The organism is Streptomyces sp. Je 1-4 4N24, from assembly GCF_026239515.1.
In the GTDB taxonomy this organism is placed as follows: domain Bacteria; phylum Actinomycetota; class Actinomycetes; order Streptomycetales; family Streptomycetaceae; genus Streptomyces; species Streptomyces nigrescens.
On record NZ_CP110836.1, the window covers coordinates 8,110,591 to 8,136,533 of the forward strand.

Sequence of the window (25,943 nt, forward strand, 5' to 3'; positions counted from 1 at the left end):
CCCTTCCTTGTATGGGGAAGGGCGCCTTCACAGAGCGCCCGGCAGGCCTTGCACCTGCATCTCCCACTGCTCCCGCGGAAGGCAGAACCTGGTGGGAGGCACTGCGCGAGAAGGCACACGCACGAGCGGGGAGCAGAACGTCACCCCCGAACACGAACGCCAACACCCCGGGATCAACCCCGGGTGCGGGGAGCAGGAGCACGAGGAACCCGATCCGGGCACCCGGGGTCAACCCCGCGGGCGCGGGCACGCGTCGACGCGGCCGGCGAGTGCCTGGACGCGGGCTGCCGGAGCTGAACTCGCGTGGACAAGCCTCCGGGCGTGACCGCTCGATCGCGCCGTGCGGCCGATGAGCCTTCCCGGGCCTCGGTCGGACGGGCGGGTCAGCGCAGTCCGGCGAAGAGATCGTTCTCGGGTACGGCTGCGCCGGTGGCGTCCTTGACACGTACGAAGGTCTCCATGCCCATCAACTCGCCGAACCTCTCCTTGCCCATCTTGAGGAAGAAGATGTTCTCTCCCTGACTGGCGTGCGCGGCCAGCGCATCGAATTTCTGACCGCTGAATGCGGTGGTGTCCACCCACGTGGTGATCTCATCGTCGGGGAGGCCGATTTCGGCTATCGCGGCGGCCTCGGCAGGGTCCGGCTCCGGCATGTCCTCATGAAACTCGCGCATGGTCTCCCCGAACCGCTGCATCGTCGAGCGGGGCATCGTCGTCCAGTACACCTTTGGTGTCAGTGCGGTCATCTCCAGCGCCGCCATCGTGATGCGGTGGGCCTGGATGTGGTCGGGGTGGCCGTAGAAGCCGTTCTCGTCGTAGGTGACGACCACATCGGGTCGGTAGTGCCGCATGAGTTCCGCAAGTCGGGCGGCGCCTTCCTCCACGGGGGTCTGCCAGAAGGAGCCGGGGGCGTCGTTGCTCGGCCAGCCGATCATCCCGGAGTCGGCATAGTCCAGCATCTCCAGATCGCTGATCTTCAGGACGTCACAGCTCGCCTCGAGTTCTTGACGGCGCATCAAGGCGACGGCCGCCGGATCGTGCCCGGGATCGCTCGGCTTGACACCCCCTGGTCCGTCACCGCAACCGCCGTCGGTACACGTCACGAGAACCGTGCGGATGCCCTCCGCCGCGTACCGCGCGAGGACCCCTCCGGTTCCGGTGGCCTCGTCGTCGGGGTGGGCGTGTACTGCCATGAGCGTCAAGGGCCGGTCAGTCATGAAAAAGTCCTCCTGCAGAAATACGTCTTGTTCCGAGCGCGCGGCGGGCGTACCGCGATCCTTGGGGCCCGGATCCTGGTGGGGCGGACGACCTTGTGGTCTCCGTGCTCCCCGCCCGTGCGGCGCCGGTCCCTCGGTCGATGCAACCGTGCCGACCGGCCCGGCTGTTCCCGGCGCGGCCGTGGCCTTCCAGGCTTCGGGTTTCAACGCGCACGAGGTACCGGCGCGACCTGCCGTCCTGTCGCACTGCGTCTGGCGTGTGGTGGGTTGCTGACCAGCGCGGTTGCCACCCGGCGCAATCACCGTACCGATCGCCGCGACCTTCCCGATCGCGCAGATCCGCGATGCCGTGACACTGCGAGCCGGACGCACGTCCACAAGCCAAGGGTGGCCCGCCGGGGCGGTTCGAGGTCTCCGTAAAGATCGTGATGGCTGTGCAGGATGCCCTGGAACAGCGCGGTGTGGAGCGCAGTGACCCGCTGCCGCCGTTCGGTACGCAGAGTGTTTGACCGGCCAGGGCACGGGGCCGGAGGCTGCGAGAACGCGCTGAGCGCGAGGGAACAGCGGACTCAGCGCGGAGCGGGAGGCGCCGCGCCCCCTCGGGTCCACGACTGGCGCAGACACCACCCCCGGCACGGCCTGTGCGGTGCCCGGCGCGGCTGCCAGGCTGGGCGGACAACGGTTCCCTAGACCTCTGGAGCGGAAACGTGCAATCCCCTTTGACCGCGGGGCAACTGGAGATCTGGATATCGCAGGTGCTCGAACCGAGCAGCCCGGTCTACAACGTGGGTGACTACTACGAGATCACCGGCGCCGTCGACGCGAAGCTCCTCGAAGCGGCCGCCCGCACCGCCGTGGACGAAGCAGGATCGCTCGGCGCACGGTTCCTCGTAGCCACCGACGGGACGCCCTACCAGGAACTGGGGCCCGCGGAATGGTCCTTCGAGGTCCTCGACATGAGTGAGCGGCCCGACCCCGATGCGGAGGCGGTGGCCTGGATGCGTGCCGAGATGGCCCGCCCGGTCGACCTGACCTGCGGTTCTCTGCTGGCCGGTGCGCTGATCAAGGTATCGAGGGACCGCCACTTCTGGTATCGCCGTTTCCACCACATCATCACGGACGGCCATGGAACTGCCGCCGTTGCCCGCAGGACCGCGGCCCTCTACCACTCGATGCACACCGGTTCCCCTTGCGAACCCAACCCCTTCGCGCCGGTCACGGCCGCCGTCGAGCACGACCGCGCTTACCGGGCCGGCCGGATGTATGCGGCCGACCGGGAGTTCTGGGAGAAGGTCGCGCTCGACTGGCCGGCCACCGGCCGCCTCCGGGCGGAGGCTCCGCCCGCACCTGTCACCTTGCAGTACAGCCACCATCTGCCAGGTCAGGTGGTCGACGCCGTCCGAGCCCAAAGCGAGCGGCTGGAGGTGTCCACCGCGCGCTTCCTGATCACCGCCGCCGCCCTCTATCTGGGGCAGGTCACCGGCGCCGACGAGGTGACCTTCGGCTGTTCCGCGACGAGCCGGCCCACCCGCCTGCTGCGCAATGTCGTCGCCCCGATGGCGAACCTCCTGCCGTTCCGGGTGCTCGTGGAGCCGGAGCGGTCGGTGACCGACACCTTCCGGCGGACGGACCGCCAGATCGGGGAGGCGCTGCGCCACCACCGTTACCGCTACGAGGAGTTCCGGCGCACGCTCGCCGCGGCCCCGGAGCGGCACAGCGTCGGACCGGTGGTCAATATCGTCAACTTCGACCGCGATCTGCGCTTCGGACCGGCCACCGGCGTGGTGCGCACCCTGGTCACTGGGCCCATCCCGGACCTCGGCCTGTACTTCGACGTGCACTCCGAGCACGCCGGCACCAGCGTGTGCGTGGAAGCGAACCCCGCCAACTACACGGCGGAGGAGGCAGCCCGGCACGCAGAGGGCCTCGGCGGGCTCGTACGCGAACTGGCCGGGGTGGATCCGGGCCTCCCCGTACGAGCCCTGGGCCGGCCCCGGTGACGTGCGTGCGGGCGGCTCCGGGCTCACTCCCGGTCCCGCGCGGCGGTGTGCAGCCGCCCCAGCACATACCCGGCCTGGAACCGGCTCTTCGCGCCGACCGCCTTCATGATTTCCGAGGCGTGGCGCTGACAGCTGCGTACGGACATGCCCAGGCGCCGCGCGATCGACTTGTCCTCCAGCCCCTCCGACAGCATGGCGACGATCGACTCCTGGATCTCGCCGGAGATCCGGACGGCCGAGGCCGAGTCGAATCTGACCGGGAAGAGTGAGGCATCGCGCCACAGGCAGTCGAAGAACTCCCGTATGTAGTGGACGACATGCGGCTCGCGCACCAGCAGAGCCGCCTCCGGGTCGTCTCGCAGCCCCAGCAGGGCCACGCGGTGGTCGAAGACCAGCAGCCGGCACAGGCCGTCGGTCCGCGTCCGCACCTGCGCTCCGAGGTTCATCACGCGCCGGACGTGGTCGACCGTCGGCTGGTCGTAGCGGGCGGGATGCTGGTAGAGGGTGCGCATCCGGACGCCGCGCGTGAGCATCCGCCGGTCCCGCTCATCCGCCTCCTGAAGTGCGCGGGCGGAACGGGCACCGCCCGGCTGGGCGGTGAGCACCTCCTGCTGGGCGCCGGTCGTCAACTCGTCGATGGTCTCCTGGACGGTCCTCAGGTCGGTGAGCAGCTCGATCGGCTCGGCGTCCGAACGACGCGCCCGCCCCGACTCGTAGGCAGGGAGCAGCGATGCGAACGTCTCCCGGAGCCGCTCGATCTCCTCATAGTGCTCCCGCACATGGCGCTCCAAGGGACGCAGCAACCGGTCTGCGGCGGTCCGGGGCGGCACCACGGTCAACCGGCCGGCCTCTCCTTCGGCGCGGCAGAGTAATCGCAGATCCACGAGCTCTTTCACCGCTCGTTCCGCGTCCGCGCTGTCCAGTCCCACGGCGGTGAGTTCCTCGATGCCACATACGGCGCGCTGTGCGGCGTAGCCGAATACACGCGACGCTTCCTCGCTGAGCTCAATTCGTCCCAGTGGTTCTGACGTATTCATCATCCCTCAGCCCCATCAGAGATATCCCCCGATCGGAAGGCACGCTAGACATGCTTGATCAACAGTCAGTCAACATGGAGCAGACGGGCACCTCCCCGTGCCGGTGAAGACCGGGCACCGGGCGGCACGCGCGGGCGGCGGACTGTTACGCCGCCACCGGGACTTCCGGCAGCTGTGGTACGGGGAGACCGCGGGCAAGTTCGGCGCGTCCGTCACGGGTGTGCTGCTGCCGCTGGCCGCCGTCTCCGTGCTGCATGCCGGAACCTTCGCGGTGAGCCTGCTCAACGCCGCGACGTGGCTGCCCTGGCTCGTCATCGGGCTGCCCGCCGGAGTCTGGGTGGACCGGCTGCGCCGCCGCACGGTCATGCTGGTCTGCGACGCCGTCTCGTGCGCCCTGTTCCTGAGCGTGCCGGTTGCCGCATGGTGCGGTGTGCTCGGCATCGGTCAGCTGCTGCTGGTCGCGCTGCTGGTGGGCTCGGCGGCCGTCTTCTTCCAGACCGCGTACACCGCCTACCTCCCCACCCTGCTCAGCCCCCCGGACCAGGCCGAGGGCAACGCGAAGCTGCACGGAAGCGCCGCCGCGGCGCAGATCGCCGGTGTGGGATCCGGAGGCCTGATCGCCCAGGCCGCCGGTGCGGTTGACGGCATGCTGACCAACGCGGCGACCTTCCTCATCTCCTTCCTGTGCATAGGCCGCATCCGCCACCGCGAGCCGCTGGCAGCGGCCTCCCGGTCGGGGCGCCGCGCGCCGCTGCTCGGGGACGTACGGGAGGGGGTGCGGCTGGTCGCCCGTGATCCGTACCTGCGCAGCCTCACTCTCTTCGGAGGCGCCTCGAACCTCGCCCTGGGAGGCTGCCAGGCCCTGCTCGTCGTCTTCCTGGTGCGGGACATCGGCCTGTCCTCCGGCGCGGTGGGGGCGCTGGTGGGCCTCGGTGGCGCAGGGGGTGTCCTGGGCGCGCTGCTGGTGCGCCGGGGTGCGGCCCGGCTCGGTACCGCTCGGGCCCTGCTGCTGTTCGAGCTGGGCGTGCCCGCTCTCGCCCCGCTGATGGCGCTCACCCGTGACGGCGCCGGACTGGCGTTCTTCGTCGTCGGCTACGGCGCTGCCGCGCTCGGCGTGGTGGCGGGAAACATCATCAAGGCAGGCTTCATCCAGGGGTATTGCCCCTCCGGTGTGCTCGGCCGGGTGACTGCCTGCTCGGCGTTCCTCAACTACGGAACCCTGCCGCTGGGCGCGCTCCTCGCAGGTGGCCTCGGCACGCTGTTAGGGGTGCGGCCGACGATGTGGCTGCTGACCGCGGCCATGCCGCTGGCGGCGTTGATCCTGTTGTGGTCCCCGATCCGCTCCCGCCGCGACCTGCCCGCGCGCGAGGCCGAACCGAGCTGACCGGGCGACGGCCGTGCCGCTCGTCCGTGCCCGTCCGGGCCCCTCCGCGCCGTGCCGACGGGCGCCGGCCGCTCCGGCCCCGCAACCACGGATGCCCCTTTCGTCCCCTCTCCTTTATGCGACAGGCATGAACACCATCCCCGAACGCTCTTGGTGCACGCCTTTCTCGATGGCAACGTGAAACGCGTCGGCACGGCCGGAAATGGCGACCGGCACCCGCGGCCGGAGCAATTCCGCAGCGCATTTCGGCAGAACGTCCAGCGTGCTGTACGCGGGACGAACTGAGCCGAGTCCGGTGCCGATTCGACGTACCGCGCCGATTCGATGTACCGCGCCGATTTCTCCCGCGGAACCGTCCGCACCTTCCCCATGACGTGAAAGGAATTCCATGTTCCCGCTCTCCGGCCCCGTGCAGCACATGCGCCACCCGTCCGAGATCCGGAACGACACCGGATGGGGGTGACCTCCTCCGAGCAGCGTTCCAGGACATCCGTCAGCAACGACACGAGAGGCAGCGCACAACCATGAGCTCTTCCCGGTCCGCCACCGCGGGACCCCCCGCCTGGACCCTCGAACCCGGTAAGCCGGCGATGGCGCACGTCCCCCGCTTCGCAGACGCCGCCGAAGCAGCTGAGTGGCTCGGTTCGGTCCACGCGGAGCTGCGCACCGCACTGCACCGGCACGGTGCGGTGTACCTGCGGGGCCTCCCGGTCCGTGACGTCGAGGACTTCGCGGCAGTACGCGACGTCCTGGTGCCCCGCCGCACTCCCTACCGCGAGAAGGCCACCCCCCGCAGCAGCTACGGGAACGACGTCTACTCCTCCACCGACCTCCCGCCCAACCAGCCGATCCGTATGCACAACGAGAACAGCTACACGCTGACCTTCCCCGGTCTGCTGCTGTTCTCCTGCCTGACGGCACCGGAGGAGGGCGGCGCGACACCGGTCGCTGACTGCCGCGAAGTGCTCCGCCGGATACCCTCCCCGCTCGTCGAGCGGATGCGCTCGGCCGGCTGGTTGCTGACCCGCAACTACTCCGAGCACATCTCCCTGGACTGGCGCACCGCGTTCGCCGCCGACACCCGGGAGCGGGCCGAGAAGTACTGCGCCGACAACCTCATCTCCTGCGAATGGGACGCCTCGGGCGGACTGCGTACCCGGCAACTGCGGCCCGGGATCATCCGGCATCCGCAGACGGGGGAGGAGGTCTGGTTCAATCACATGGCGTTCTGGAACTCCTGGTCGCTGGACGAGGAGATCCGGGAGGCCCTGCTCGACGAATTCGGGCCGGACGGCCTGCCCTTCGAGACCGGCCTCGGCGACGGCGTGCCGCTGACGCGCGGCGAACTCGACGCCATCAACGCCGCATACGAGGGTGCGACGGTGCGCGAGGCCTGGCAGCCGGGCGATGTGCTGCTCGTCGACAACGTGCTGGCCACCCATGGCCGCGACCCCTTCCGCGGCGACCGCCGCATCGTCGTCGCGATGGGCGAACCCGTCGACCTCGCGGGCTGCCGGCCCACCGTGCCGCCCGCCCCTGGAGAGGAGCGGACAGCATGACCGAGCTCCTCGAAGACCCCCGCCAGACCGCACCGGACCACGCCGTCGATCTGCTGACCCGCTTCCAGCAGGCCGTCGCGGCGACCCCGGACCGGATCGCGGTCAGCCACCACGGTGCGCTCACCTTCGCCGAACTCGACCGGCACACCGCCCGGTTGGCGGGAGTGCTGGCCGGCCACGGCGCCGCGCCCGGCCGGCGGATCGGGGTCAGCCTGCCCCGGGGCACCGACCTCGTCGTCGCGCTGCTCGCCGTCTGGCGGACCGGCGCCGCCTACGTACCGCTCGACCCCGCCTATCCGCAGGAACGCCTGCACGCGATGGTGCGTGACGCGGGCATCGACGTGGTGCTGACCGGCGGAAGTGACGGCCCGGTGTGGCCGGAAGGTGTCCGTACCCTTCCGGTCGCACCCCCTCCGGAGGCCCCGGCCCCGGAGCACACTCCGGCTCCGGCCGTACCGGTCTCCGCTCGGACCCCGGCGTACGTCATCTACACCTCCGGCTCGACGGGCGTACCGAAGGGCGTCGAAACCACCCGGGGCGCGGTGGCGGCACTGGTCGCCGGGCTGGAGGAGGCGGGCCTCTACGACCCTGGGCACCGGGTCGTCGCATGGAACGCCAGCGTTTCCTTCGACGCCTCGGTCCAGCAGTGGGCACGGGTGTGCCGGGGCGACACCGTGGTCGTCCTGGGGGAGGCGGAGCGCACCGACCCGGCCATGCTGCGGGCAGCCCTGGACGAGCACGGGGTGCACGACCTCGACCTGACCCCCTCGCACTGGCCGCTGCTCCGCGACGACCTGCTCGAACGCGCCGCCGAGGGGCGACGGCTCCGGCTGTTCATGGGCGGCGAGCCGGTACCGGAGGGCACCTGGCGGGAGCTGGCGGCCGCACACGACGCCCGGCGTCTCGAAGCGGTCAACCTCTACGGCCCCACCGAGTGCACGGTGGACGCCACCGCCGCCTGGATCGAGGACTTCGCTCCGCACATCGGACGTCCCCTGCCGGGAGTCCGGTGCCATGTCCTCGACGCCGCGCTGCGGCCGGTGCCGTTCGGCGAGGAGGGCGAGCTCTACCTCGCTGGACGGCAGCTGGCCGTCGGCTATGTGAACCGGCCCGCGCTCACCGCCTCGCGGTTCGTCGCCGACCCGTTCGCCGCCGACGGCACGCGGATGTACCGCACCGGAGACCTGGTGCGCCGGCGCGCCGACAACTCCCTGGAATACCGCGGACGCAGCGACCGTCAGATCAAACTCCGCGGATACCGCGTGGAGTTGGGCGACATCGAGGCCGCGCTGACCACCCATCCGTGCGTGGCGTCCGCCGTGGTCACCCTGCACAGCGGCACGGCCGCCGGCGAACAGCTCGCCGCGTACTACGTGGCGACGACAGATGCCGCGGGCGACACACCTGCCACCGGCACCCCCACTCCCGGCACGCTCCGCGCCCATCTGGCCGCCGCCCTGCCGCAGTTCATGCTCCCGACCGCCTACCTCGCACTCGACGCGATACCGCTGACCGTGAACGGCAAGGTCGACCTCGCTGCCCTGCCCGTGCCCGAGCCGGCCACGGCGGACCCGGACAGCGCTCCGGAGGGCGAGGCCGAGACGCTGATAGCGGCCGTATGGTCCGAGGTCCTGGGCCGTGAGCACATCAGGGCCGACGACGACTTCTTCGCCATGGGCGGCCATTCGCTGATCGCCCTGCGTGTCGTGGCCCGGCTGAAGAAGCAGCTGGGGGTCGCCATGTCGGCCCGTGAGGTCTACCGCCATCCACGGCTCAGGGACCTGGCGCGGCACGTCGACAGCCTGCGCACCGGCCGCTGACGGTCCGGCATCCCCCTCGCGCGGCCACCGCGCACCTACCGCGCCAACTGTCACCGCGTCGCCTGCACGGATACCGCGATCCGCCACCACAGCGACGCCGAAGAAACACCGAAGAAGCACCACAGAGCCCCCACACAGACAGGGAGAGGGCCACGATGGCCGGACCTCAGGACACCACCGTCATCCCGATCAAACCACCGGACCGCCACACCGTCCGCACGCTCCTCTGCCTGGGCTTCTGCGGCGGCGGCACCGGGCCGTATCACTCCTGGAGCGACAGCCTGCCCGCCGAGGTGGCCCTCTCCGCCATCTGCTACCCCGGCCGGGAGGGGCGCTTCCTGGAGCCGTACGCGGCCGACTGGGAGGAACTCGCCGCGGACGCCACCACCGCCGTGCTCTCCGCGGCCGACGGGCCGTACGTCCTGTTCGGGCACAGCATGGGCGGATGGATGGCCTTCGACGTCGCGGCCCGGATCGAGGATGCGGCCGGCCCGGCACCGGAGGCGCTGGTCGTCTCCTCGTGCAACGCGCCGGACCGCGGTCTGACTCCACGGGACATGTTCCCCGCGCGCCAGGACACCGACGCCGAGCTGCTGGACTGGATGCGCACCAACGGACTGATGCCCGAACACGTCCTGGCGGACCCGGGACTCCAGGAGATGGCCGTGGAGCTCATGCGTGCGGACATCCGGGTCCGTGACACCTTCCGCTGCCGGCCGGGGGCCACGGTGGGCGTCCCCGTCCAGATGCTCTCCGCGACGGACGACGACGTCATCGAGCCGGACGCCGGAAACCAGTGGCGTCGGGTCGCCCGCGGTGCGTACCGCCACGATGTGCTGCCCGGCGGGCACTTCTACACCCCGGAGATCTGGCGGCAGCTGCCGGCCCACATCGCACCGCTCACCGCACCGGCATCACACGCCGCGGTCTGAGCCCGCCGAACGGGAACGCTCCGCCCCACACCGCTCCCTGCCACCTGAAAGGACATTCCCCGTGACGCACACGCACCCCTTCGAAGACGTCGACGGCACCTATCTCGTCCTGGTCAACCAGCACAACCAGCACTCCCTGTGGCCGTCGCACCTGGCACCTCCGCAGGGCTGGACGGTGACCCGGGGCGCCGACGGATATCAGGCCTGCCTCGACCACATCGAGGAGCACTGGCGCGATCTGTCGCCGCGGCCCGCCACCGGCAACTGACCCATCTCCGTCTCCAAGGGAGGAGCACCATGACACAAGCGCAGAGCCCCGCGGTCGGGGAGCAGACCGACGACACAGTCCCGTCCGGGGACGGCCCCGGCCGTGGCAGGAGGGGTGAACGTGGTCCGCGGTCGGTGCGGGAGGAGGTGTTGTGCCGGCTGTTCGCCCAGGTGCTGGGTGTGCCGACGGTGGGGGTGGCGGACAACTTCTTCGCCATGGGCGGCCATTCGCTGAGGGCTGCCCAACTCCTGAGCAGGATCCGTTCGGTGCTGGGCGTGGAGCTGGGCGTCCGCGAACTGTTCGGTTCGCCGACCGTGGCGGGGCTGGCGGATCTGCTGGCCGACGGTGCCGCGGCCCGGCCGGCGGTGACGGCGCGGGCGCGGCCGGCGGTGGTGCCGCTGTCGTTCGCGCAGCAGCGGCTGTGGTTCCTGGACCGTCTGGAGCAGAGTCCGACCTATAACGCGCCGTTCGCCTTCCGGCTGCGGGGCCCGGTGGATGCGGACGCCCTCCGGTCCGCCGTGAACGATGTGGTCGGGCGCCATGAGGCGCTGCGCACGGTCTTCCCCGCCCACGACGGCGAGCCGCACCAGCAGCTGCTCGCCCCCGACGAGGCCGCCGTCGAGGTCACCGTGGTGCCGTGCCCCGCCGACGAGATCTCCGCCCGCTTCCACGCCGCGGCCTTCACGCCCTTCGACCTTGCCGAGGAACTGCCCCTGCGGGTCACCCTGTTCACCGTCGGCCCCGAAGACCACCTGCTTCTGCTGACGCTGCATCACATCGCCAGCGACGGCTGGTCGCTGGTGCCCCTGCTGCGCGATCTGTCCATGGCCTATCGCGCCCGCCTCACCGGCAGTGTTCCCGTGTGGGAGCCGCTGCCGGTCCAGTACGCGGATTACGCCCTGTGGCAGCGTGAGCTTCTGGCGGACGTGGGCAAGGAGCAGGCCGAATTCTGGGCCGGGACGCTGAGGGACCTTCCGCAGGAACTCGTACTCCCCACCGACCGGCCCCGCCCGCCCCAGCCCACCCACTCCGGCGGTCTCGTCCACTTCCAGTTGCCCGCCGACCTGCATGGGCGTCTTGAGTCGTTGGCGCGTGAGCGGGGTGCGACGTTGTTCATGGTGCTTCAGGCGGGGCTGGCGGCGCTGCTGACGCGGCTGGGGGCCGGTACGGACATCCCGTTGGGTACCGCGACGGCGGGGCGGAGCGACCAGGCGTTGGACGACATCGTCGGGTTCTTCGTCAATACGCTGGTGCTGCGGACGGACACCTCGGGCAATCCGTCGTTCGGCGAGTTGCTCGCCCGGACACGGGAAGGGGATCTGGCGGCGTTCGCCCACCAGGATCTGCCCTTCGAGCAGCTGGTGGAGAGGCTGAACCCGGACCGGAGCACCGCCCGTCACCCGCTGTTCCAGACCATGCTCGTCCTCCAGAACAACGCCGAAGGCACCCTCGACCTCCCCGGCACCACCATCACCCCCCAACCCCTCGACACCGCCCCCTCCAAATTCGACCTCGGCTGGAGCTTCACGGAGGAGCGGGACGCCGACGAACGCCCCCTGGGCATGTCCGGCATCCTCCAGTTCGCCACCGATCTGTTCGACCGCACCACCGCGGACACCCTGACCGGCCTCCTCGTCCGCCTTCTCGACGCCGCCGCGGACGCACCGGACACCGCCATCGGTTCGCTGGAGATCTTCGCGTCGCGGGCAGAGGAGCGGGCATTACTGGACCGGACGGCCGAGCACCGGCTCCCGGCCCGTCGCGCGTCCGACCCCGGCGGTGCCGCAGGGGCCGGCCCGACGTCCGGGGACGGCCCCGACCGTGGCGGGAGGGGCGAGCGTGGTCCGCGGTCGGCGCGGGAGGAGGTGCTGTGTCAGCTGTTCGCCCAGGTGTTGGATGTGCCGACGGTGGGGGTGGCGGACAACTTCTTCGCCCTGGGCGGACACTCGCTGCTGGCCACTCGACTGCTGAGCCGGATCCGTTCGGTGCTGGGCGTGGAGCTGGGCGTCAGGGAGTTCTTCGGCTCCCCGACGGCCGCGGGGCTGGCGGATCTGCTGGCCGACGGTGCCGCGGCCCGGCCGGCGGTGACGGCGCGGGCGCGGCCGGCGGTGGTGCCGCTGTCGTTCGCGCAGCAGCGGCTGTGGTTCCTGGACCGTCTGGAGCAGAGTCCGACCTATAACGCGCCGTTCGCCTTCCGGCTGCGGGGCCCGGTGGATGCGGACGCCCTCCGGTCCGCCGTTGACGATGTGGTCGGGCGCCATGAGGCGCTGCGTACGGTCTTCCCCGCCCACGACGGCGAGCCGCACCAGCAGCTGCTCGCCCCCGACGAGGCCGCCGTCGAGGTCACCGTGGTGCCGTGCCCCGCCGACGAGATCTCCGCCCGCTTCCACGCCGCGGCCTTCACGCCCTTCGACCTTGCCGAGGAACTGCCCCTGCGGGTCACCCTGTTCACCGTCGGCCCCGAAGACCACCTGCTTCTGCTGACGCTGCATCACATCGCCAGCGACGGCTGGTCGCTGGTGCCCCTGCTGCGCGATCTGTCCATGGCCTATCGCGCCCGCCTCACCGGCAGTGTTCCCGTGTGGGAGCCGCTGCCGGTCCAGTACGCGGATTACGCCCTGTGGCAGCGTGAGCTTCTGGCGGACGTGGGCAAGGAGCAGGCCGAATTCTGGGCCGGGACGCTGAGGGACCTTCCGCAGGAACTCGTACTCCCCACCGACCGGCCCCGCCCGCCCCAGCCCACCCACTCCGGCAGTCTCGTCCACTTCCAGTTGCCCGCCGACCTGCATGGGCGTCTTGAGTCGTTGGCGCGTGAGCGGGGTGCGACGTTGTTCATGGTGCTTCAGGCGGGGCTGGCGGCGTTGCTGACGCGGCTGGGGGCCGGTACGGACATCCCGTTGGGTACCGCGACGGCGGGGCGGACCGATCAGGCGTTGGACGACATCGTCGGGTTCTTCGTCAATACGCTGGTGCTGCGGACGGACACCTCGGGCAATCCGTCGTTCGGCGAGTTGCTCGCCCGGACACGGGAAGGGGATCTGGCGGCGTTCGCCCACCAGGATCTGCCCTTCGAGCAGCTGGTGGAGAGGCTGAACCCGGACCGGAGCACCGCCCGTCACCCGCTGTTCCAGACCATGCTCGTCCTCCAGAACAACGCCGAAGGCACCCTCGACCTCCCCGGCACCACCATCACCCCTCAACCCCTCGACACCGCCCCCACCAAATTCGACCTCGATTTCACCTTCACCGAACGGCACGGCGCCGACGGCAGCCCCGGCGGCGTCGACGGCCTGTTGCACTACTCGGCCGACCTGTTCGAACGTGCCACCGCCGAGGCCCTGACCCAGCGGCTGCTGCGCCTCCTCACCACCGCCGGCGCTGCCCCGGACACTCCCATCGGAGCGATGGAACTGCTCTCCCCGCAGGAGCGCGTGCGCATCCTCTCCCGGTGGAACGACACCGCCCTTCCGCTGCCGGACGACCGGCTGGTGCACGAGATCTTCGAGGAACAGGTACGGAACAGCCCGGATGCCGCCGCGGTGGTCGACGCCGACGGCACGCTGACCTTCCGTGAGCTGAATGCCCGCGCGAACCGGCTGGCCTGGCTGTTGATCAGCCAGGGCATCCGGCCGGAACAGCGAGTGGCCACCTTGCTCCCACGGGCCGGCGAGCACATCGTCGCGCTGCTGGCCGCGCTCAAGGCGGGCTGCTGCTACGTGCCCATGGACCCGGAGTACCCCGAGGAGAGGATCGCCCTGATGCTGGCGGACGCCGCGCCGTCCTTCCTGCTGACCGACAGGGAGAACGTGGCCCGGCTCCGTCCGGGGGCCGATCCCTCGCTAGAGGTGCTGGTCCTCGACGACCCCGCCATGCGTCAGTCCCTCAGCCGGTACACGCCGGTCGATCCGCACCCTGCGGACCGGCCCGTACCGCTGCGCCCGGACCATCTCGCCTACGTCATCTACACCTCAGGTTCGACGGGCCGGCCGAAGGGGGTGGCCGTGGAGCACCGCAATCTCAGCAACCTGTTCCACGCCCACTTCGCGGTGTTCGCGCCTCAGGTGGCGGCCGCCGGGGACCACCGGTTCCGTGCCCTGGTGACCGGACCGCTGACCTTCGACTCCTCCTGGGAGCCGGTCCTGTGGCTGCTGGGCGGCCATGAACTGCACCTCGTGCACGACGAGGTCCGCCGCGATCCGGAGGCGATGGTCGATTACATCGGCGCCGCGGGCATCGACTACATGGAGATCTCGCCGACGTACTGCCGGCAGTTGATGACGGCGGGCATGCTGTCCGCAGGGCAGCCCTCGCAACCGAGGATCGTCGAGCTCGGCGGCGAGGCTGTCGACCAGGCGCTGTGGAGCGAACTCCGCGCCATTTCCGGGACCGAGGGCTTCAACTCCTACGGCCCGACGGAGTGCACCGTGTATGTGTCGCACGGCGCGGCGGCGGAACACGAGCGGCCACTGATCGGCCGGCCGATCGGCAACAACCGTATGTACGTCCTCGACGCGGGCCTGCGTCCCCTGCCCGCCGGGGTGGTCGGCGAACTGTATCTGGCCGGAGCGGGGACGGCCCGCGGCTACCTGGGCCGGCCGGGGCTGACGGCACAGCGGTTCGTGGCCTGCCCGTTTGGAGAGCCGGGGGAGCGCATGTACCGGACCGGGGACCTGGCGCGCTGGAGCGCCGACGGTGTCCTGGAATACATGGGCCGCACCGACGACCAGGTGAAGGTCCGCGGCTTCCGGATCGAACCCGGCGAGGTGGAGTCGGTGCTCGCCGGACACGACGCGGTCCGCCAGGTGACGGTGATCGTCCGGGAGGACCGGCCGGGGGAGCGCAAGCTGGTCGCCTATGTGGTTCCGACGGAGCAGGGCCGGGCGGATGCCGTGGAGCTGCGTCGCCTCGCCACGGCGTCACTGCCCCGCCACATGGTTCCGTCGTCGTTCGTGTTCCTGGACGCCCTGCCGCTGACCTCGCGCGGAAAGCTCGACCGGCGGATGCTGCCGGCACCGGGTGACGGGACGGTGGAGCGCCGCCGAGGCCCGCGAACGGTGCGCGAGGAGCTGTTGTGCGGGCTGTTCGCCGAGGTCCTCGGGGTGCCCGAAGTGGGCATCGACGACGACTTCTTCGCCCTGGGCGGCCACTCGATGCTCGCCACCCGGCTGATCGCCAGGGCGCGTTCGGTGCTCGGCGCCGAGCTGGGCATCCGGACCCTGTTCGATGCCCCCACCGTCGCCGGACTCGCTGACCGGCTCTCGCAGGACACGCCCGACGACTCCCTCGCGGTCCTGCTCCCGCTACGCTCCGTACGCCGGGCGGCCTCGCCGTCCCGCACACGTGGCGCCACACCCCCCGAGCCGCTCTTCTGCGTCCACCCGGCGGCCGGAACCAGCTGGGTGTACTCCGGGCTGCTCCGCCACCTGGCACCCGACCAGCCCGTGTACGGCCTCCAGGCACACGGGCTCACCGAGCCCGACGCGGCTCCGGAAAGCATGGCGGAGATGGTGGAGGCCTACCTCGCGCAGATCAGGTCGGTACAGCCGGACGGCCCCTTCTCGCTCCTCGGCTGGTCCTTCGGCGGGGTGGTGGCCCACGAGATGGCGGTACGGCTCCAGGAGGCCGGGCAGAAGGTCAACTCGCTGGTGCTGATGGACAGTTACCCGTCGCGCGCGACCGCCGAGGGCCACGACGAAGGAAGTACGGAGAAGAGCGGATCAGGGACGGACCGGGGCGACGCACCGGACGCGGAAGAACTGCGTCAGGCCCTGTTCGACTCCCTCGGGCACCAGGCGGACGCCACGGCCGGCCCGCTCGCCCTGCTCGGGGAACAGGGCCTGGCGGCCATGGTCCGGGTGTTCGCCCGCAACAGTCGCCTCCAGAGCGGATTCGTTCCGCGCTCGTTCCGGGGTGATGTGCTGTTCTTCGAGGCCACCGAGGGCTGGGTTCCGGGCATGCAGCGCCCGCAGGCCTGGCGGCCCCATGTGACGGGCCGGCTCGCCGTCACCCCCGTACGTGGCGCGCACGGCGAACTGACCCGCCCAGAGCAGCTCGCGCAGATCGGCCCGGTGCTGGCCAACTGGTGTGCCAGGCACAGGAAGTGACGCCACAGTGCAGCTGATCGCGTCCCGTTCGGACCCTCAGCGGTGTCCGGGCGGGCCGTGGTCACTGACCGACGGCAGCCCCGGAACCCGTATGGAGCCCGAGAACCCGGTACAGTTCCGCGGCTTTCTCCAAGTGACCCGCCGCCTCCTCGTCCACGTACTCGGCCCGCCCGGCCTGAAGGGCCCTGCCGAGAGCCTGGTGACTGCGCGCCATCAGCAGGTGCTCCTGGGCGAGTTGAGCCCCTTGAAGGGCCTGCCGCGCATGGTCGACGGCGGCATGGGCGTCCCCGGTCAGCAGGAGTGCCTCGGCGAGCCGGTAAAGACACTCGGTCTCGTTCCGGGCATAGCCGGTGGTCCGGGCGCGCGGCAACACCTGGCGGTAGAGCGCGGCCGCCTCCGCGGGACGCCCGCCGTACAACAGGGTGTCCGCCTCCGTCGTCATCACCCGGATCAGCCACCTTACGTCATTGCCGCAGGTCAGCAGCTTGGCCAGCTCCCGGCACTGCTCACGGATCCGGGCCAGGTCCCTCCTGCTGCCGGGGTCCTGGGCCCGGATCTGGAGCAGGAGGGTGCGCCGCCGTGTGACCAGCCCCTGATCGCCGGTGACCACCGCCATCTCCACCGACCGCTCCGCATGGGCGCGGGCCGAGCTGAAGTCGGCGCACATGGCGTCGAGGTGGGCCAGCATCGCATGGGTGAAGAGAACCGTCAGGAAGGGCCGGAGGCCATCGGCGGGTGCGGGAGACTCACCGAAGATCTCCAGTGCCTTCAGCAGATGCGCCCGTGAGCGGTCGAGGCAGTCCAGCGAGGAGTGCTTCTTGAGGATCACCCCGGCCGCGTAATGAGCCGTGCCCACCACGTCCTCGTCGCAGTAAGCCACCGCGGACCGCACCAGAGCGGTGGCCGCCGGCGCCAGCATCCCGAGGGGCACGCTCTCCTCGAAGCAGGGAGCCAGCATCAGCCCGTCGACGGCGAGTGCCACCGCCTCCGCGTCTCCGCTGCCGGCCACCTGCTCCGCCACGGCGGCCACGGTGGGCAGCGCTCTCCGTATCCACCGCATCGCCTCCTGGCCGGTCCCCACGTCCTCGCCCGCCGACCGCCGCGGTCGCAGCTCGGCGGTCAGCCGACCGCCCAGCGGCTGGGTCGCCAGGACCGCTCCGGCGACACTGGCACACATGAAGTCGGCCGCGCGGCGCACGACGTGGCGGAGTTCCTCGTCGGTCAGCTCCACTCGGGCCGTCGCCCGCGCATAGGCCCCGACCAGATCGTGGTAGCGGTAACGGCCCGGTGCGCGGGTCTCCAGGAGTACCGCGTCGACCAGGGCTTCCAGTACGTCCTCCGCCTCCCGCTCCGGAAGTTCGAGAACCGCGGCGGCACCCTTCACACCGAACTCGACGCAGTGCGGAAGGGACAATTCCAGAAACGCCCGGGCCCGCTGCGGGGAGAGCTGCGCGTACGACTGCTCGAACACCGCCTCGACCGTCAGCTCACCGACCCGCAGTGTCCCGAGCAGCCTGGCATCGTCGGACATCCGGGACAGCAGCGTGGCGACCGGCCAGGCCGGCCGGAGCGCGAGGCGAGCGCCGATCGCCCGCAGCGCCAACGGCAGATGGCCGCTGGCGGCGGCGAGTGCCGCGACGGCGTCCGGCTCCTCCTCGATCCGCTGGATACCGGCGACCTTGCCGATCAGCTCCACGGAATCGTGGGGTTCGAGGCCCTTCAGCGACACCTTGACGGCGGCCGGCAGCGCCGCCAGCGCACGGGCGGTGACCAGGACCGCGCACCGGTCGGCGCCGGGCAGCAACGGCTCGACCTGGGCGACGCTGGCGGCATTGTCCAGCACCACCAGCACGGCGCGGTCCGACAGCAGGGTGCGGAACAGTGCCGCGCGGTCGCTCACCGAAGCCGGCAGGCGCTCGTGCGGCACGCCCAGTGAGGACAGGAAAGCGGCCAGAACGTCGGCCGGGTCACCAGGAGCGCCGCACGGTGTGCGCAGTTCGGCGTACAACTGGCCGTCGGGGAAGTACCCCATGACGGCATGCCCGGTGCGCAGGGCCAGCGCGGTCTTGCCTATGCCGCCCATCCCTGTGATGACCGCGACGGGGTGCGCGGCGTGCCCGCTGAGCGCGGCGACCAGGGTGCAGATCTCGTCGTGCCGACCGGTGAAGTCGCACGGTACGGCCGGCAACTGGGCGGGCGCCCCCAGCGCGCGGACAGTCGACCGGACCTGCACCTCGGCCGGGACGGCAGCGGTCCTCGCCGTATCAGGAACCGCCAACAGAGTCCGGTCACCCGCCAGCACCGCGGCGTGCAACTCGTCGAGGGCGGGGCCGGTATCGATGCCCATCTCGTCCGCGAATACCTGGCGGGCGTGATCGTAGGCCAGCAGCGCATCGGCGCTCCGCCCCGACCGGTACAGAGCCAGCATCAGCGCACCGTGCAGCCGCTCCCGGTACGGATAGGCCTCCAGAGCGCACAGGATCTCCGGCACCACCTCCTCATGCCGCCCGCACGCCAGCGACAGCTCCAGGTGGTGCTCCGTCGCCGAGGCCCGCTGTTCGGCGAGCGCCCGGCGCTGTTCCTGCGCGTAGGGCCCGGGGAGCCCGGCCAGCGCCGGGCCCTGCCACATACCGAGCGCCCCCTTCAGGACGGATGCGGCGTACGCGGGATCGCCCTGCGCGGCCGCGCGCCGGGCCCGCAGCGTGAGTTGGCCGAACAGCAGAGCGTCGACACGCTCGGCCGGCATCCGCAGGACATAGCCGTCCGCCATGGTCCCGATGACCGTGGCCCCACCGTCTCCACCGGCCTCGGCGCCACCCTCCCCGCCCGCGACGGGCGCGCGGTCGAGGTATGTCCGCAGCCGATGGACATAGTTCACGATCACTCGGCGGGCCGAGGCGGGCGGATCGTCGTCGTACAGACCGTCCACCAGCTGATCGATCGTCACCAGGGTCCCCGCACGGAGTGCCAGCGCCGCCAGTACGGCCTGTGGTCCCGGCGCTCCGGGCCGTCCGGCCGTTCCGTCAGCCGAGACATATTCGACGGGCCCGAGCAGCCGGAGGTGGGCCACTCCGTGTAGTGCGGATAAGTGTGACATTGCTCCTGTATATCAACTAACCGACAAAAAACCGGTGTTGACGCGCTGCGGCGCATGAGTAGGGGCAAATACCCGCGGAAGTACCGATGTCGCGGCGACTGAGCGAGGAGTGGCGGCGGCCGAGCAGGGGACGACCAGACCATCCCTCGCCTCGCCCGGGCCTTGGGGTTTCGCCTGTGCGCCGACCTGTAAATCGAAGATCGCACAACTGAGTACTGAGTGAAGTACCGACGCTGGGGGATTGCCCGGCCAGGATGCGGAAGATGTCGCCCCCCGTCAGGCGGGCGGATGGTTCAGGTCGTGCCTGCACCGGTGGCAGAGGGGGCTGCTGCGACCGCGTCATCGACGGCGCGGCGACGGCGCGTCGGGCCCCGCAGTGGCAGTGAAGTTTAGGCCGGCACCGTAGAGCCGAGGTGGTGCTGTCCTTCGGCCAGGACGGCGCGGTAGTAGCTCATGCGTTGCTGTGGCTGGCCCAGGTTGTAGGTGCGCAGGCCGGACCAGGCGATGTGCATGAGATGACACATAAAAGTGCGTTTTGTCCTGGCGTGGGTGTTTGGAAAACCGATCGAGGATCATGGCGGGGTGTTGGTCAAAGTAGCGGCAGTGCAGCCTGCCCCGTCGAGGCCCATGACTGTCCGGGTGCACTCAGCAGTGGGCACTGCTGTGGTGCTCTGGCAGGGGGCCCTTGAAGCAGTGGGGCGAGAACACTACGTCGAGTGGACCGTAGATGAGGGCATCGCCTGGGAGACGAACACCTGGCCAAGTGCCTCTGGCGCCTCTGGGCTGCGGGAAGACGGCGGTCGCATCGTCTTTCGTGGACAGCTGAGCCTCGCCGAAGACGGTGGGGCTGTCCTGGAATTGGGTGGCGCGCTGATCCTGTTTGATCTTGCCGACCCGCCGCTGCCGGAAGGTGTCGATGGGTCGTGGGTCGAGGTCTGTGTGGCACGGGACCACGTCACTGTCTGGCCCTGCGAGGTCTGACTGCCGGCCGACGATCAGGTGCCGCGCCAGTTCGGGGTGGATTCGCGGGTGAGTCTGCGGCTTATGAGGTCGATTCATCGCGACGTGGATTATGGCTTCGGAGCGGTGGGGGTGGGTCTTGTGGTCGCGGGCGAGTCGTCGGTGGTGCATGAGCCAGCCGAAGGTCCGCTCCACCACCCAACGTCGGGGGATCACCTTGAACCCTGGGACACCGGGGGCGGGTTGGACGACCTCGACGTCCGCGCTTCCGTAGGCCATGCTGCGGAGTCATCGCAGCTCACCGTGGATCTCGCGTCAAGGAACCCCGGCCCCACCAGCTATACCGACTTCCGCGACATCACCCGTCGGTCGCGATCCGACGGGCCAGGTTGCCGGCCAGATGCCGGGCCGCATACGCTTCCCTCGCCGCTGCTGAAGCCGAGCAGTTGCAGCAACTCCACTGCCGCTTGAGCCTCGCGCAACGTCAGTAGGGGAAGACGTTGCTCGTCGCAGTCGACCACGCCGTCCACCAGCGCCAGAAGCCGGTCATCGATGTCACTCATGACCAGCACAACTGGCCGGCTTCCACCCGGTCACGGCCCCTGATCGAGCCGACGCGGACGGGGCATAGATGAGGGGCCTGAGCCTGTCGGCTCAGGCCCCTTCAGCCCCATCCGCAAAGAACGGATGTGCATAGACGCATCGCGCCAACGAATCACCGCTCTCAGGTGCCGACGCGCAGCTCTTGGCCGCGGTGATCGCCATCCGTTCGGCCCGCTGCGGGACCGGAAATATCACCGGGCAGGATCTGGGCTCTCTGCATCTGGCCGACGCGGAGGGGGCTGTCGCTACTCTCACCGCTCGCGGCTGGCACTTCGCGGGCGACCCGCTGGACGGTGATGGCGAAACTCCCGTTGCCGTCACGGTGCCGAACCTGCCCGAGGAGCTGCCGGTCAGTAGGACGGCGCGGTCGCGGGTCTCGGGATGGACGAACCGCACGCTCGCAGCGAAACCGGCCAAGAAGTCCTCCACGTAGGCGCAGCTGGCGGCGCTGTTCCTGGCCGCCCACAGCTCGAACGACCGCCACGGCGTCCTGCCCGACGAGATGCCCGAGCACTGCCGCCAGGCGCTGCCCAAGCTGATGTCGAAAGGGATCGTCGTCGACCTGGCCGACGACCGGTATCTGCTGGACGAGTCCGTACGACACCTGTCCGGCATGCACCCGCGCTCACACGACAGCATGGCGCTCGTCCGCCTGCGCTGGGAGGTATGGAAGGGGCGGGGTGAGTCCGGCGCCGTCACGCCGAGGCCGTGGAGCACTGCTCGCTGTGCGCGCTGCCCCTGGATCGGGTGGCGCAGTCGTTCATGCAGCCGGCTGTGCCCAGGCAGGTTCTGTCGAAGGTGCGGAACGCGTACGGCGCGTGGAAGGACACACAGCCCGACCGCGGCCCCCGCGCTGCCGAGTTCGCCGCGTCCTGGCGGGCCGAGCACGGCCACGGCCCGTCGATCATGCAGCTCTGCTCGGGGATGGACTGGCGGCTGGAGTCGCGTGAACTGCGGGGCTTCATCGTCCAGCGGCTGGTCGCCAACGAGTGGCTGACCCACACCTTCCCCGTCCCGTGGACGCTGCGTCCGGGAAAGGCTGGTCAGGGAAGCGGGCACTCGGCAGGGGTGTTCAGGTCCGGCAAGCGGTAACCACCGCGGTCCGCACCTCCTGGACGAGATCGCCGGGAACCAAGCCGACGGCTGAAGGAGCACGGTCGGCAGGAGCCCGGGCGACGGCCACCACGCCCCGCTATTGCCGTCGGTCCACCGCGCGCCCCGGACGGATGCTGAAGGGCGGCGCCCTGAGCGGTCGGTGCATACCGTCGAGTCATGCGGTCGCTCTGGCAGGGAACGGTCTCCTTCGGCCTGGTCGCGCTGCTTATCTAGACCGCGCGCCTATCTGCCCAGGTCAAATCAGTGTGACTGGCTGAGGGACGTACGGTCAGTCTCGTCAACGCAGGCGGTCAACCGTGAGCTGGCCGCAGGAGCGTGAAGGGGCCCCAGGCTGCAGCCGCCCGCCGAGCAGGGCCGCGCAGGCCCCGACGGTCAGCAGCCCGGCGACGAGGAAGGTGCCCCGCACGTCGGCGAGCGGCAGGACCAGTTCGGACCTGGACGCGCCGCGCAAGCAGCGGCACACCATCAAGCGGATCTTCGACCGGCTGGTGGCCGAGCACAGTGCGGTCGAGGTGACCAGGTTGATCGCGTTGTCTGGTCGGACTACGGTGGCGAGCCGTTCGAGGCGATGGCTTCTCAGGTATGCCGAGACCAGAAGGCGACGAACGCGATGTAGGCGATGGCGGCGGTGGCCACGAACCAGAAGTACGGATCGCCGCTTCTTCCGGATGCCAGCTCACCGATGAAGGCGTAGAGATTCCCCACGGTAAGCACCACGCCCGTGCCGGCCCAGGCTCGCCCTGCGATCCGGGCGAAGCGCTCGTCGGGAACCTTCTCGGTGAGGCCCTGATAGGTCTCGCTCCGGCGTCCCAGCAGCACTAAGGCAAGACTGCAGACCGCCAGGATCCCGAACGCCACCAGGCCGATTGCGAGGCGGCCGCCGAAAGTCGCGGCCACAAGGCAGGCGACCCCGACGACGAGGAAGAAGCCGGGGACGGACCGCCTGGCTCCGTTACTGGTCACCTGCTGGGCTCTCATCGACATGAAACATCTCCTCAACGCTGACCTCGAAGAACGTGGCCATGGACAAGGCGAGCGGCAGGGAAGGTGTGTACCGCTCGGTCTCGATGGCGTTGATCGTTTGCCGTGAGACTCCGAGGGATGTGCCTAGCTGGCCCTGGGAGAGCCCTCGTGACGACCGCAGCTTCCTGACGCTGTTTCGCATGTGTAAAGCTTACTTGTCACCCCTCAGCGGCTGTCAAGCTTGCTTTACAGGGAGGGCAGTGCTCGCGCGGCGCCTCGGGCACCGTGCTGGTGGCCATTCCGGTATGGAAGGGCGAGTGCATCCCCGACCGCCCCTTGGAAGGCCACCACCCCGCCCGCGAGTGCGGCTCCGGTGGTGTCACTTCTCACCGGCATTTCGCGGCGCTGTGATCGACAAGCGCTGTCTGAACTCATCGACAAACGGTGTCAGGTCTCGGGTTCTGGCTCAACTTCCGTGGAGCAGTGATGTGCGCGTCCGTTCCCACGTCGGACGGTCCCTTCGTTCTCTGGCCCGCCACCAGCACCGTCGACACCGAAGAAGAGCCGCAACACGATGAGGGAGAGGAACGTCCCACCGGCAACTGGCGCTGAGCCGACCACACCACCGACCCCGGCGAGCCCTCTGCTCTCGATCGCATCGCCATGCCGTTAGGTTAGGGGCGTCCTGTCCTGCTTGCGGTGACCCATGCGCTGATCGAGTCGACGGCGCCGGTCGCCTGGTTGATCTCCTTCAAGCTGGTGGCGAGGAGAGCGGCGTCGTTCTGGTCGAGGCTGGTCAGGCAATCCTGACTGCCTTTAGCCGCCATCGTGGTGAATGTCTTCCAGCTCGGCAGGATCCGAGGGGCCGGGACGGGGAAGTAGGTGTTGGCGTCCTGCGCGATCTTCCCGAACCCGGCGCAGATCGAGGGGAGTCGAGACTCGATCAGCGCGTTGCCGTCCGAGGACTGCTGTGCGTCTGGCCCGAGAGCACGCAGCTGCCCGAGGGTGTCGGTGTAGCGGACGAGGAGGTCCCGGCCGCCCAAGGCGTACCAGGCTTCTGCCTGCGCTGACGCTTCCTGGGCGGCGAGCCACGGATGTGCAGTGGGCTTCGCGGCCGACGCTGCCGCGCTGTTGCCCGAGGGTTTCGGGAGGGACAGAAGTGCTGCGGGAACCCCGATGGCCCCCGCGCACAGCACCCCTACGACCAGGCGGCGCAGGACCAGCCTTCGAGGTTCTTTCCCGGCCGGTGCGGAGGCTGTGGGGCGGGTCCAACGGCGGAATGCTCTTCGGACGGCGGAGGTGGCCGCGGCCGAGGCGATGCCCACGATGGTGACGAGGATGATGAGGATGCCCAGGAGGTACTGGAATGCCTGCCAGACTGCGGCCGGCCGCCAGCCACAGGCGGACGTGAACGTGCTGATGCCCTGGATGCAACCGTCCGACGCGGACAGCACCCATACGCCGCCGTAGCCTGCCAGCGCGGCGGTGTGGGCTGCGACGAGCGCGGCGATCAGCCGGTAGCGGCCGACAAGCAGACTTGCGACGAGTGCCGCGACTGCGGCTCCTACCAGAAGAGCGGCGCTCACCCCGTGCTGGAATAGGAGGGCACCAGCGATCCCCCGGAGCCGGGCCGGTGGCTGCCAGGCGTGCATATGGGCCTTCACGGTCGCGGCTCCGACCCAGCACAGAACACCACCGAGCAGTCCGGCCAACAGGGCGCGACGCAGCGGCGGCAGCGGCACGTCGGGGATCGCCGACTCGTCGGTGTCCGGCGCGGCGCTGCGAACCCGGCCCGAGGGCAGCGGGTGAACCGTCCAGGCCAGCAGCGGCACCACCCACAACACGGCGACCGCCGGCAGCGCGAGCGGGACGGCGACCGTGGTAGTCAGCGGTGCCACCGCGCGTTCGGCCGTGGCGAGGATTGCGGTGTACTCCCCGGCCGGACCCACCAGCAGCCCTTCGGATCCCGGCCCCGGGAGGTTGGCCAGGAGCCCCGGTGCGTTTGCGAGGATCACGCCGGAGGTCTGCCACCACCAGAACCATGCGCACAGCGCCAGGCACGCGCCCGCCAGGACCAGCATCATCGGCGGGCGGATCGTCGGGCCGCGCCAGACAATGGCCCACAGGTGGGAACACTGGGTGACCCACCAGGCGAACGTCAGTCCCGCGAGCACCAACAGCAGCGCCACCAAAGGCTCGCCGGGCAGCCACCGGTGAATCGCGACCCGGTTCCCGAACAGTTCACCGACCGTCATCCCGGTACCGAGCCAAAGGCCCGCCCATGCCCCGGAGAGCCTGCGTCGCCTGGTCAGTATCCGGTGAACCACCGAACGCCACAGGACTGTGCCCGCGACCCCGGTGACCAGCGCGGCGGGCGGAAGCGCCATCGCCACGTTCCACTCCCACTGACCCACACGGTCGGAGTCGCCGACGAATTGCCACAGCTGGCCGTTGACCATGACGACGGCGGTTCCCGTCAGGAACATCAGCAGGGCGGGCACCTCGAACAGCGGCGTGGAGTCGGCCAGCGCCTCTCGCCGAAAGTCCCACCGCGGGTGTGTGCGCCAGAGCTCGATGAACGAATGCAGCGCGCGAGGCAGCACCCGCGCGGGCGGAGCTGGCTCAGCGGCACCCCAGATACGGGGGTTTGCACCCCAGTGGGCAGCGGTGAGGTCGGCATGGAGCTCCCGGCTGCGCAGCACGTCCGACCTCGCGAGGTAGACAACCAGCGTCATGGCAAGCGGGAGGACGAGGGCACGCCACCCAGGAAGCGCGACCTCGTAGGGCGGCGTTTCCGGGGCGTACGAGTTGAAGATGAGGATTCCGAAGCCCACCGCGTAAGGAACGATACGGCGGCGATGAACGTCCGCCACAGCGCGATCG

General features: G+C 70.1%; 20 protein-coding genes and 1 pseudogene. 10 read left to right on the forward strand and 11 right to left on the reverse strand.

The window, feature by feature from the left end:
- Nucleotides 1-383: 383 nt before the first annotated feature.
- A complete protein-coding gene (locus SLV14N_RS35095; protein ID WP_263272535.1) occupies nt 384-1,217 on the reverse strand; it encodes a PIG-L family deacetylase in 834 nt (277 codons plus the stop codon).
- A gap of 707 nt (nt 1,218-1,924) precedes the next feature.
- On the opposite strand from SLV14N_RS35095, the gene SLV14N_RS35100 reads away from it, so the two are divergent.
- Complete coding sequence (locus SLV14N_RS35100; protein ID WP_259670609.1) at nt 1,925-3,217, forward strand: condensation domain-containing protein; 1,293 nt, start codon at nt 1,925-1,927, stop codon at nt 3,215-3,217.
- Nucleotides 3,218-3,240: 23 nt separating this feature from the next.
- On the opposite strand, the gene SLV14N_RS35105 is transcribed toward SLV14N_RS35100, so the two are convergent.
- On the reverse strand, nt 3,241-4,257 hold the full coding sequence (locus tag SLV14N_RS35105) for a LuxR family transcriptional regulator (protein ID WP_208686618.1): 1,017 nt from the start codon (nt 4,255-4,257) through the stop codon (nt 3,241-3,243).
- A 94-nt stretch (nt 4,258-4,351) separates the two neighbouring features.
- Here SLV14N_RS35105 and SLV14N_RS35110 point away from each other — a divergent pair, with 94 nt between their 5' ends.
- A complete protein-coding gene (locus tag SLV14N_RS35110; protein ID WP_263272536.1) occupies nt 4,352-5,638 on the forward strand; it encodes an MFS transporter in 1,287 nt (428 codons plus the stop codon).
- A gap of 114 nt (nt 5,639-5,752) precedes the next feature.
- On the opposite strand, the gene SLV14N_RS35115 is transcribed toward SLV14N_RS35110, so the two are convergent.
- Nucleotides 5,753-6,028, reverse strand: a complete 276-nt coding sequence (locus tag SLV14N_RS35115; RefSeq protein WP_263272537.1) for a hypothetical protein — start codon at nt 6,026-6,028, stop codon at nt 5,753-5,755.
- A 134-nt stretch (nt 6,029-6,162) separates the two neighbouring features.
- Between SLV14N_RS35115 and SLV14N_RS35120 the strand changes: the two genes are divergently transcribed.
- The 5 genes from SLV14N_RS35120 (at nt 6,163) to SLV14N_RS35140 (ending at nt 16,321) form a co-directional block, all read left to right on the forward strand.
- Nucleotides 6,163-7,197, forward strand: a complete 1,035-nt coding sequence (locus SLV14N_RS35120) for a TauD/TfdA family dioxygenase (protein ID WP_263272538.1) — start codon at nt 6,163-6,165, stop codon at nt 7,195-7,197.
- Nucleotides 7,194-9,017, forward strand: a complete 1,824-nt coding sequence (locus tag SLV14N_RS35125; protein WP_263272539.1) for a non-ribosomal peptide synthetase — start codon at nt 7,194-7,196, stop codon at nt 9,015-9,017. Before SLV14N_RS35120 ends, SLV14N_RS35125 begins: the two co-directional genes overlap by 4 nt.
- Nucleotides 9,018-9,172: 155 nt before the next feature.
- Nucleotides 9,173-9,949: a thioesterase II family protein gene (locus tag SLV14N_RS35130; RefSeq protein WP_263272540.1), complete on the forward strand. Its 777-nt coding sequence runs from the start codon at nt 9,173-9,175 to the stop codon at nt 9,947-9,949.
- Nucleotides 9,950-10,010: 61 nt separating this feature from the next.
- Nucleotides 10,011-10,217 (forward strand): MbtH family protein, encoded by a 207-nt coding sequence (locus SLV14N_RS35135; protein ID WP_259670611.1) that lies wholly within the window; start codon nt 10,011-10,013, stop codon nt 10,215-10,217.
- 29 nt (nt 10,218-10,246) lie between these two features.
- Nucleotides 10,247-16,321, forward strand: coding sequence for a non-ribosomal peptide synthetase (locus SLV14N_RS35140; protein ID WP_263272541.1), 6,075 nt, complete (start codon nt 10,247-10,249; stop codon nt 16,319-16,321).
- A 61-nt stretch (nt 16,322-16,382) separates the two neighbouring features.
- Here the strand turns inward: SLV14N_RS35140 and SLV14N_RS35145 are convergent, their stop codons facing one another.
- On the reverse strand, nt 16,383-19,391 hold the full coding sequence (locus tag SLV14N_RS35145) for a BTAD domain-containing putative transcriptional regulator (RefSeq protein WP_263272542.1): 3,009 nt from the start codon (nt 19,389-19,391) through the stop codon (nt 16,383-16,385).
- Between the two features lie 416 nt (nt 19,392-19,807).
- Entirely contained in the window at nt 19,808-19,930 is a 123-nt protein-coding gene (locus tag SLV14N_RS35150; RefSeq protein ID WP_311044713.1) for a hypothetical protein, read from the reverse strand.
- Between the two features lie 16 nt (nt 19,931-19,946).
- On the opposite strand from SLV14N_RS35150, the gene SLV14N_RS35155 reads away from it, so the two are divergent.
- Entirely contained in the window at nt 19,947-20,399 is a 453-nt protein-coding gene (locus SLV14N_RS35155) for a hypothetical protein (RefSeq protein WP_259670612.1), read from the forward strand.
- A gap of 14 nt (nt 20,400-20,413) precedes the next feature.
- Here the strand turns inward: SLV14N_RS35155 and SLV14N_RS35160 are convergent.
- Together SLV14N_RS35160 and SLV14N_RS35165 are read right to left on the reverse strand one after the other, a co-directional pair.
- A pseudogene (locus SLV14N_RS35160) lies at nt 20,414-20,603 on the reverse strand (transposase); the annotation flags it as partial.
- Between the two features lie 113 nt (nt 20,604-20,716).
- Nucleotides 20,717-20,941: a hypothetical protein gene (locus SLV14N_RS35165; protein WP_259670613.1), complete on the reverse strand. Its 225-nt coding sequence runs from the start codon at nt 20,939-20,941 to the stop codon at nt 20,717-20,719.
- Nucleotides 20,942-21,123: 182 nt separating this feature from the next.
- On the opposite strand from SLV14N_RS35165, the gene SLV14N_RS35170 reads away from it, so the two are divergent.
- Both SLV14N_RS35170 and SLV14N_RS35175 read left to right on the forward strand, forming a co-directional pair.
- Nucleotides 21,124-21,414: a hypothetical protein gene (locus SLV14N_RS35170; protein WP_259670614.1), complete on the forward strand. Its 291-nt coding sequence runs from the start codon at nt 21,124-21,126 to the stop codon at nt 21,412-21,414.
- A gap of 341 nt (nt 21,415-21,755) precedes the next feature.
- A complete protein-coding gene (locus SLV14N_RS35175) occupies nt 21,756-22,073 on the forward strand; it encodes a hypothetical protein (RefSeq protein ID WP_259670615.1) in 318 nt (105 codons plus the stop codon).
- Between the two features lie 301 nt (nt 22,074-22,374).
- On the opposite strand, the gene SLV14N_RS35180 is transcribed toward SLV14N_RS35175, so the two are convergent.
- From SLV14N_RS35180 to SLV14N_RS35195, 4 genes are all read right to left on the reverse strand, one after another.
- Nucleotides 22,375-22,548, reverse strand: coding sequence for a hypothetical protein (locus SLV14N_RS35180; RefSeq protein ID WP_208686633.1), 174 nt, complete (start codon nt 22,546-22,548; stop codon nt 22,375-22,377).
- Nucleotides 22,549-22,673: 125 nt separating this feature from the next.
- Nucleotides 22,674-23,081, reverse strand: a complete 408-nt coding sequence (locus SLV14N_RS35185) for a hypothetical protein (RefSeq protein ID WP_208686635.1) — start codon at nt 23,079-23,081, stop codon at nt 22,674-22,676.
- Nucleotides 23,050-23,262, reverse strand: coding sequence for a helix-turn-helix transcriptional regulator (locus tag SLV14N_RS35190; protein WP_208686637.1), 213 nt, complete (start codon nt 23,260-23,262; stop codon nt 23,050-23,052). Before SLV14N_RS35190 ends, SLV14N_RS35185 begins: the two co-directional genes overlap by 32 nt.
- Before the next feature lie 472 nt (nt 23,263-23,734).
- A complete protein-coding gene (locus SLV14N_RS35195) occupies nt 23,735-25,933 on the reverse strand; it encodes a hypothetical protein (protein WP_263272543.1) in 2,199 nt (732 codons plus the stop codon).
- Nucleotides 25,934-25,943 lie beyond the last annotated feature (10 nt).

Coding starts and splice junctions, on each gene's coding strand:
- SLV14N_RS35115 (WP_263272537.1), bottom strand. CDS start 6,028: ATGGAATTCCTTTCACGTCATGGGGAAGGTGCGGACGGTTCCGCGGGA.
- SLV14N_RS35105 (WP_208686618.1), bottom strand. CDS start 4,257: ATGATGAATACGTCAGAACCACTGGGACGAATTGAGCTCAGCGAGGAA.
- SLV14N_RS35140 (WP_263272541.1), top strand. CDS start 10,247: ATGACACAAGCGCAGAGCCCCGCGGTCGGGGAGCAGACCGACGACACA.
- SLV14N_RS35130 (WP_263272540.1), top strand. CDS start 9,173: ATGGCCGGACCTCAGGACACCACCGTCATCCCGATCAAACCACCGGAC.
- SLV14N_RS35120 (WP_263272538.1), top strand. CDS start 6,163: ATGAGCTCTTCCCGGTCCGCCACCGCGGGACCCCCCGCCTGGACCCTC.
- SLV14N_RS35095 (WP_263272535.1), bottom strand. CDS start 1,217: ATGACTGACCGGCCCTTGACGCTCATGGCAGTACACGCCCACCCCGAC.
- SLV14N_RS35125 (WP_263272539.1), top strand. CDS start 7,194: ATGACCGAGCTCCTCGAAGACCCCCGCCAGACCGCACCGGACCACGCC.
- SLV14N_RS35185 (WP_208686635.1), bottom strand. CDS start 23,081: ATGTCGATGAGAGCCCAGCAGGTGACCAGTAACGGAGCCAGGCGGTCC.
- SLV14N_RS35190 (WP_208686637.1), bottom strand. CDS start 23,262: ATGCGAAACAGCGTCAGGAAGCTGCGGTCGTCACGAGGGCTCTCCCAG.
- SLV14N_RS35150 (WP_311044713.1), bottom strand. CDS start 19,930: ATGCACATCGCCTGGTCCGGCCTGCGCACCTACAACCTGGGCCAGCCA.
- SLV14N_RS35165 (WP_259670613.1), bottom strand. CDS start 20,941: ATGAGTGACATCGATGACCGGCTTCTGGCGCTGGTGGACGGCGTGGTC.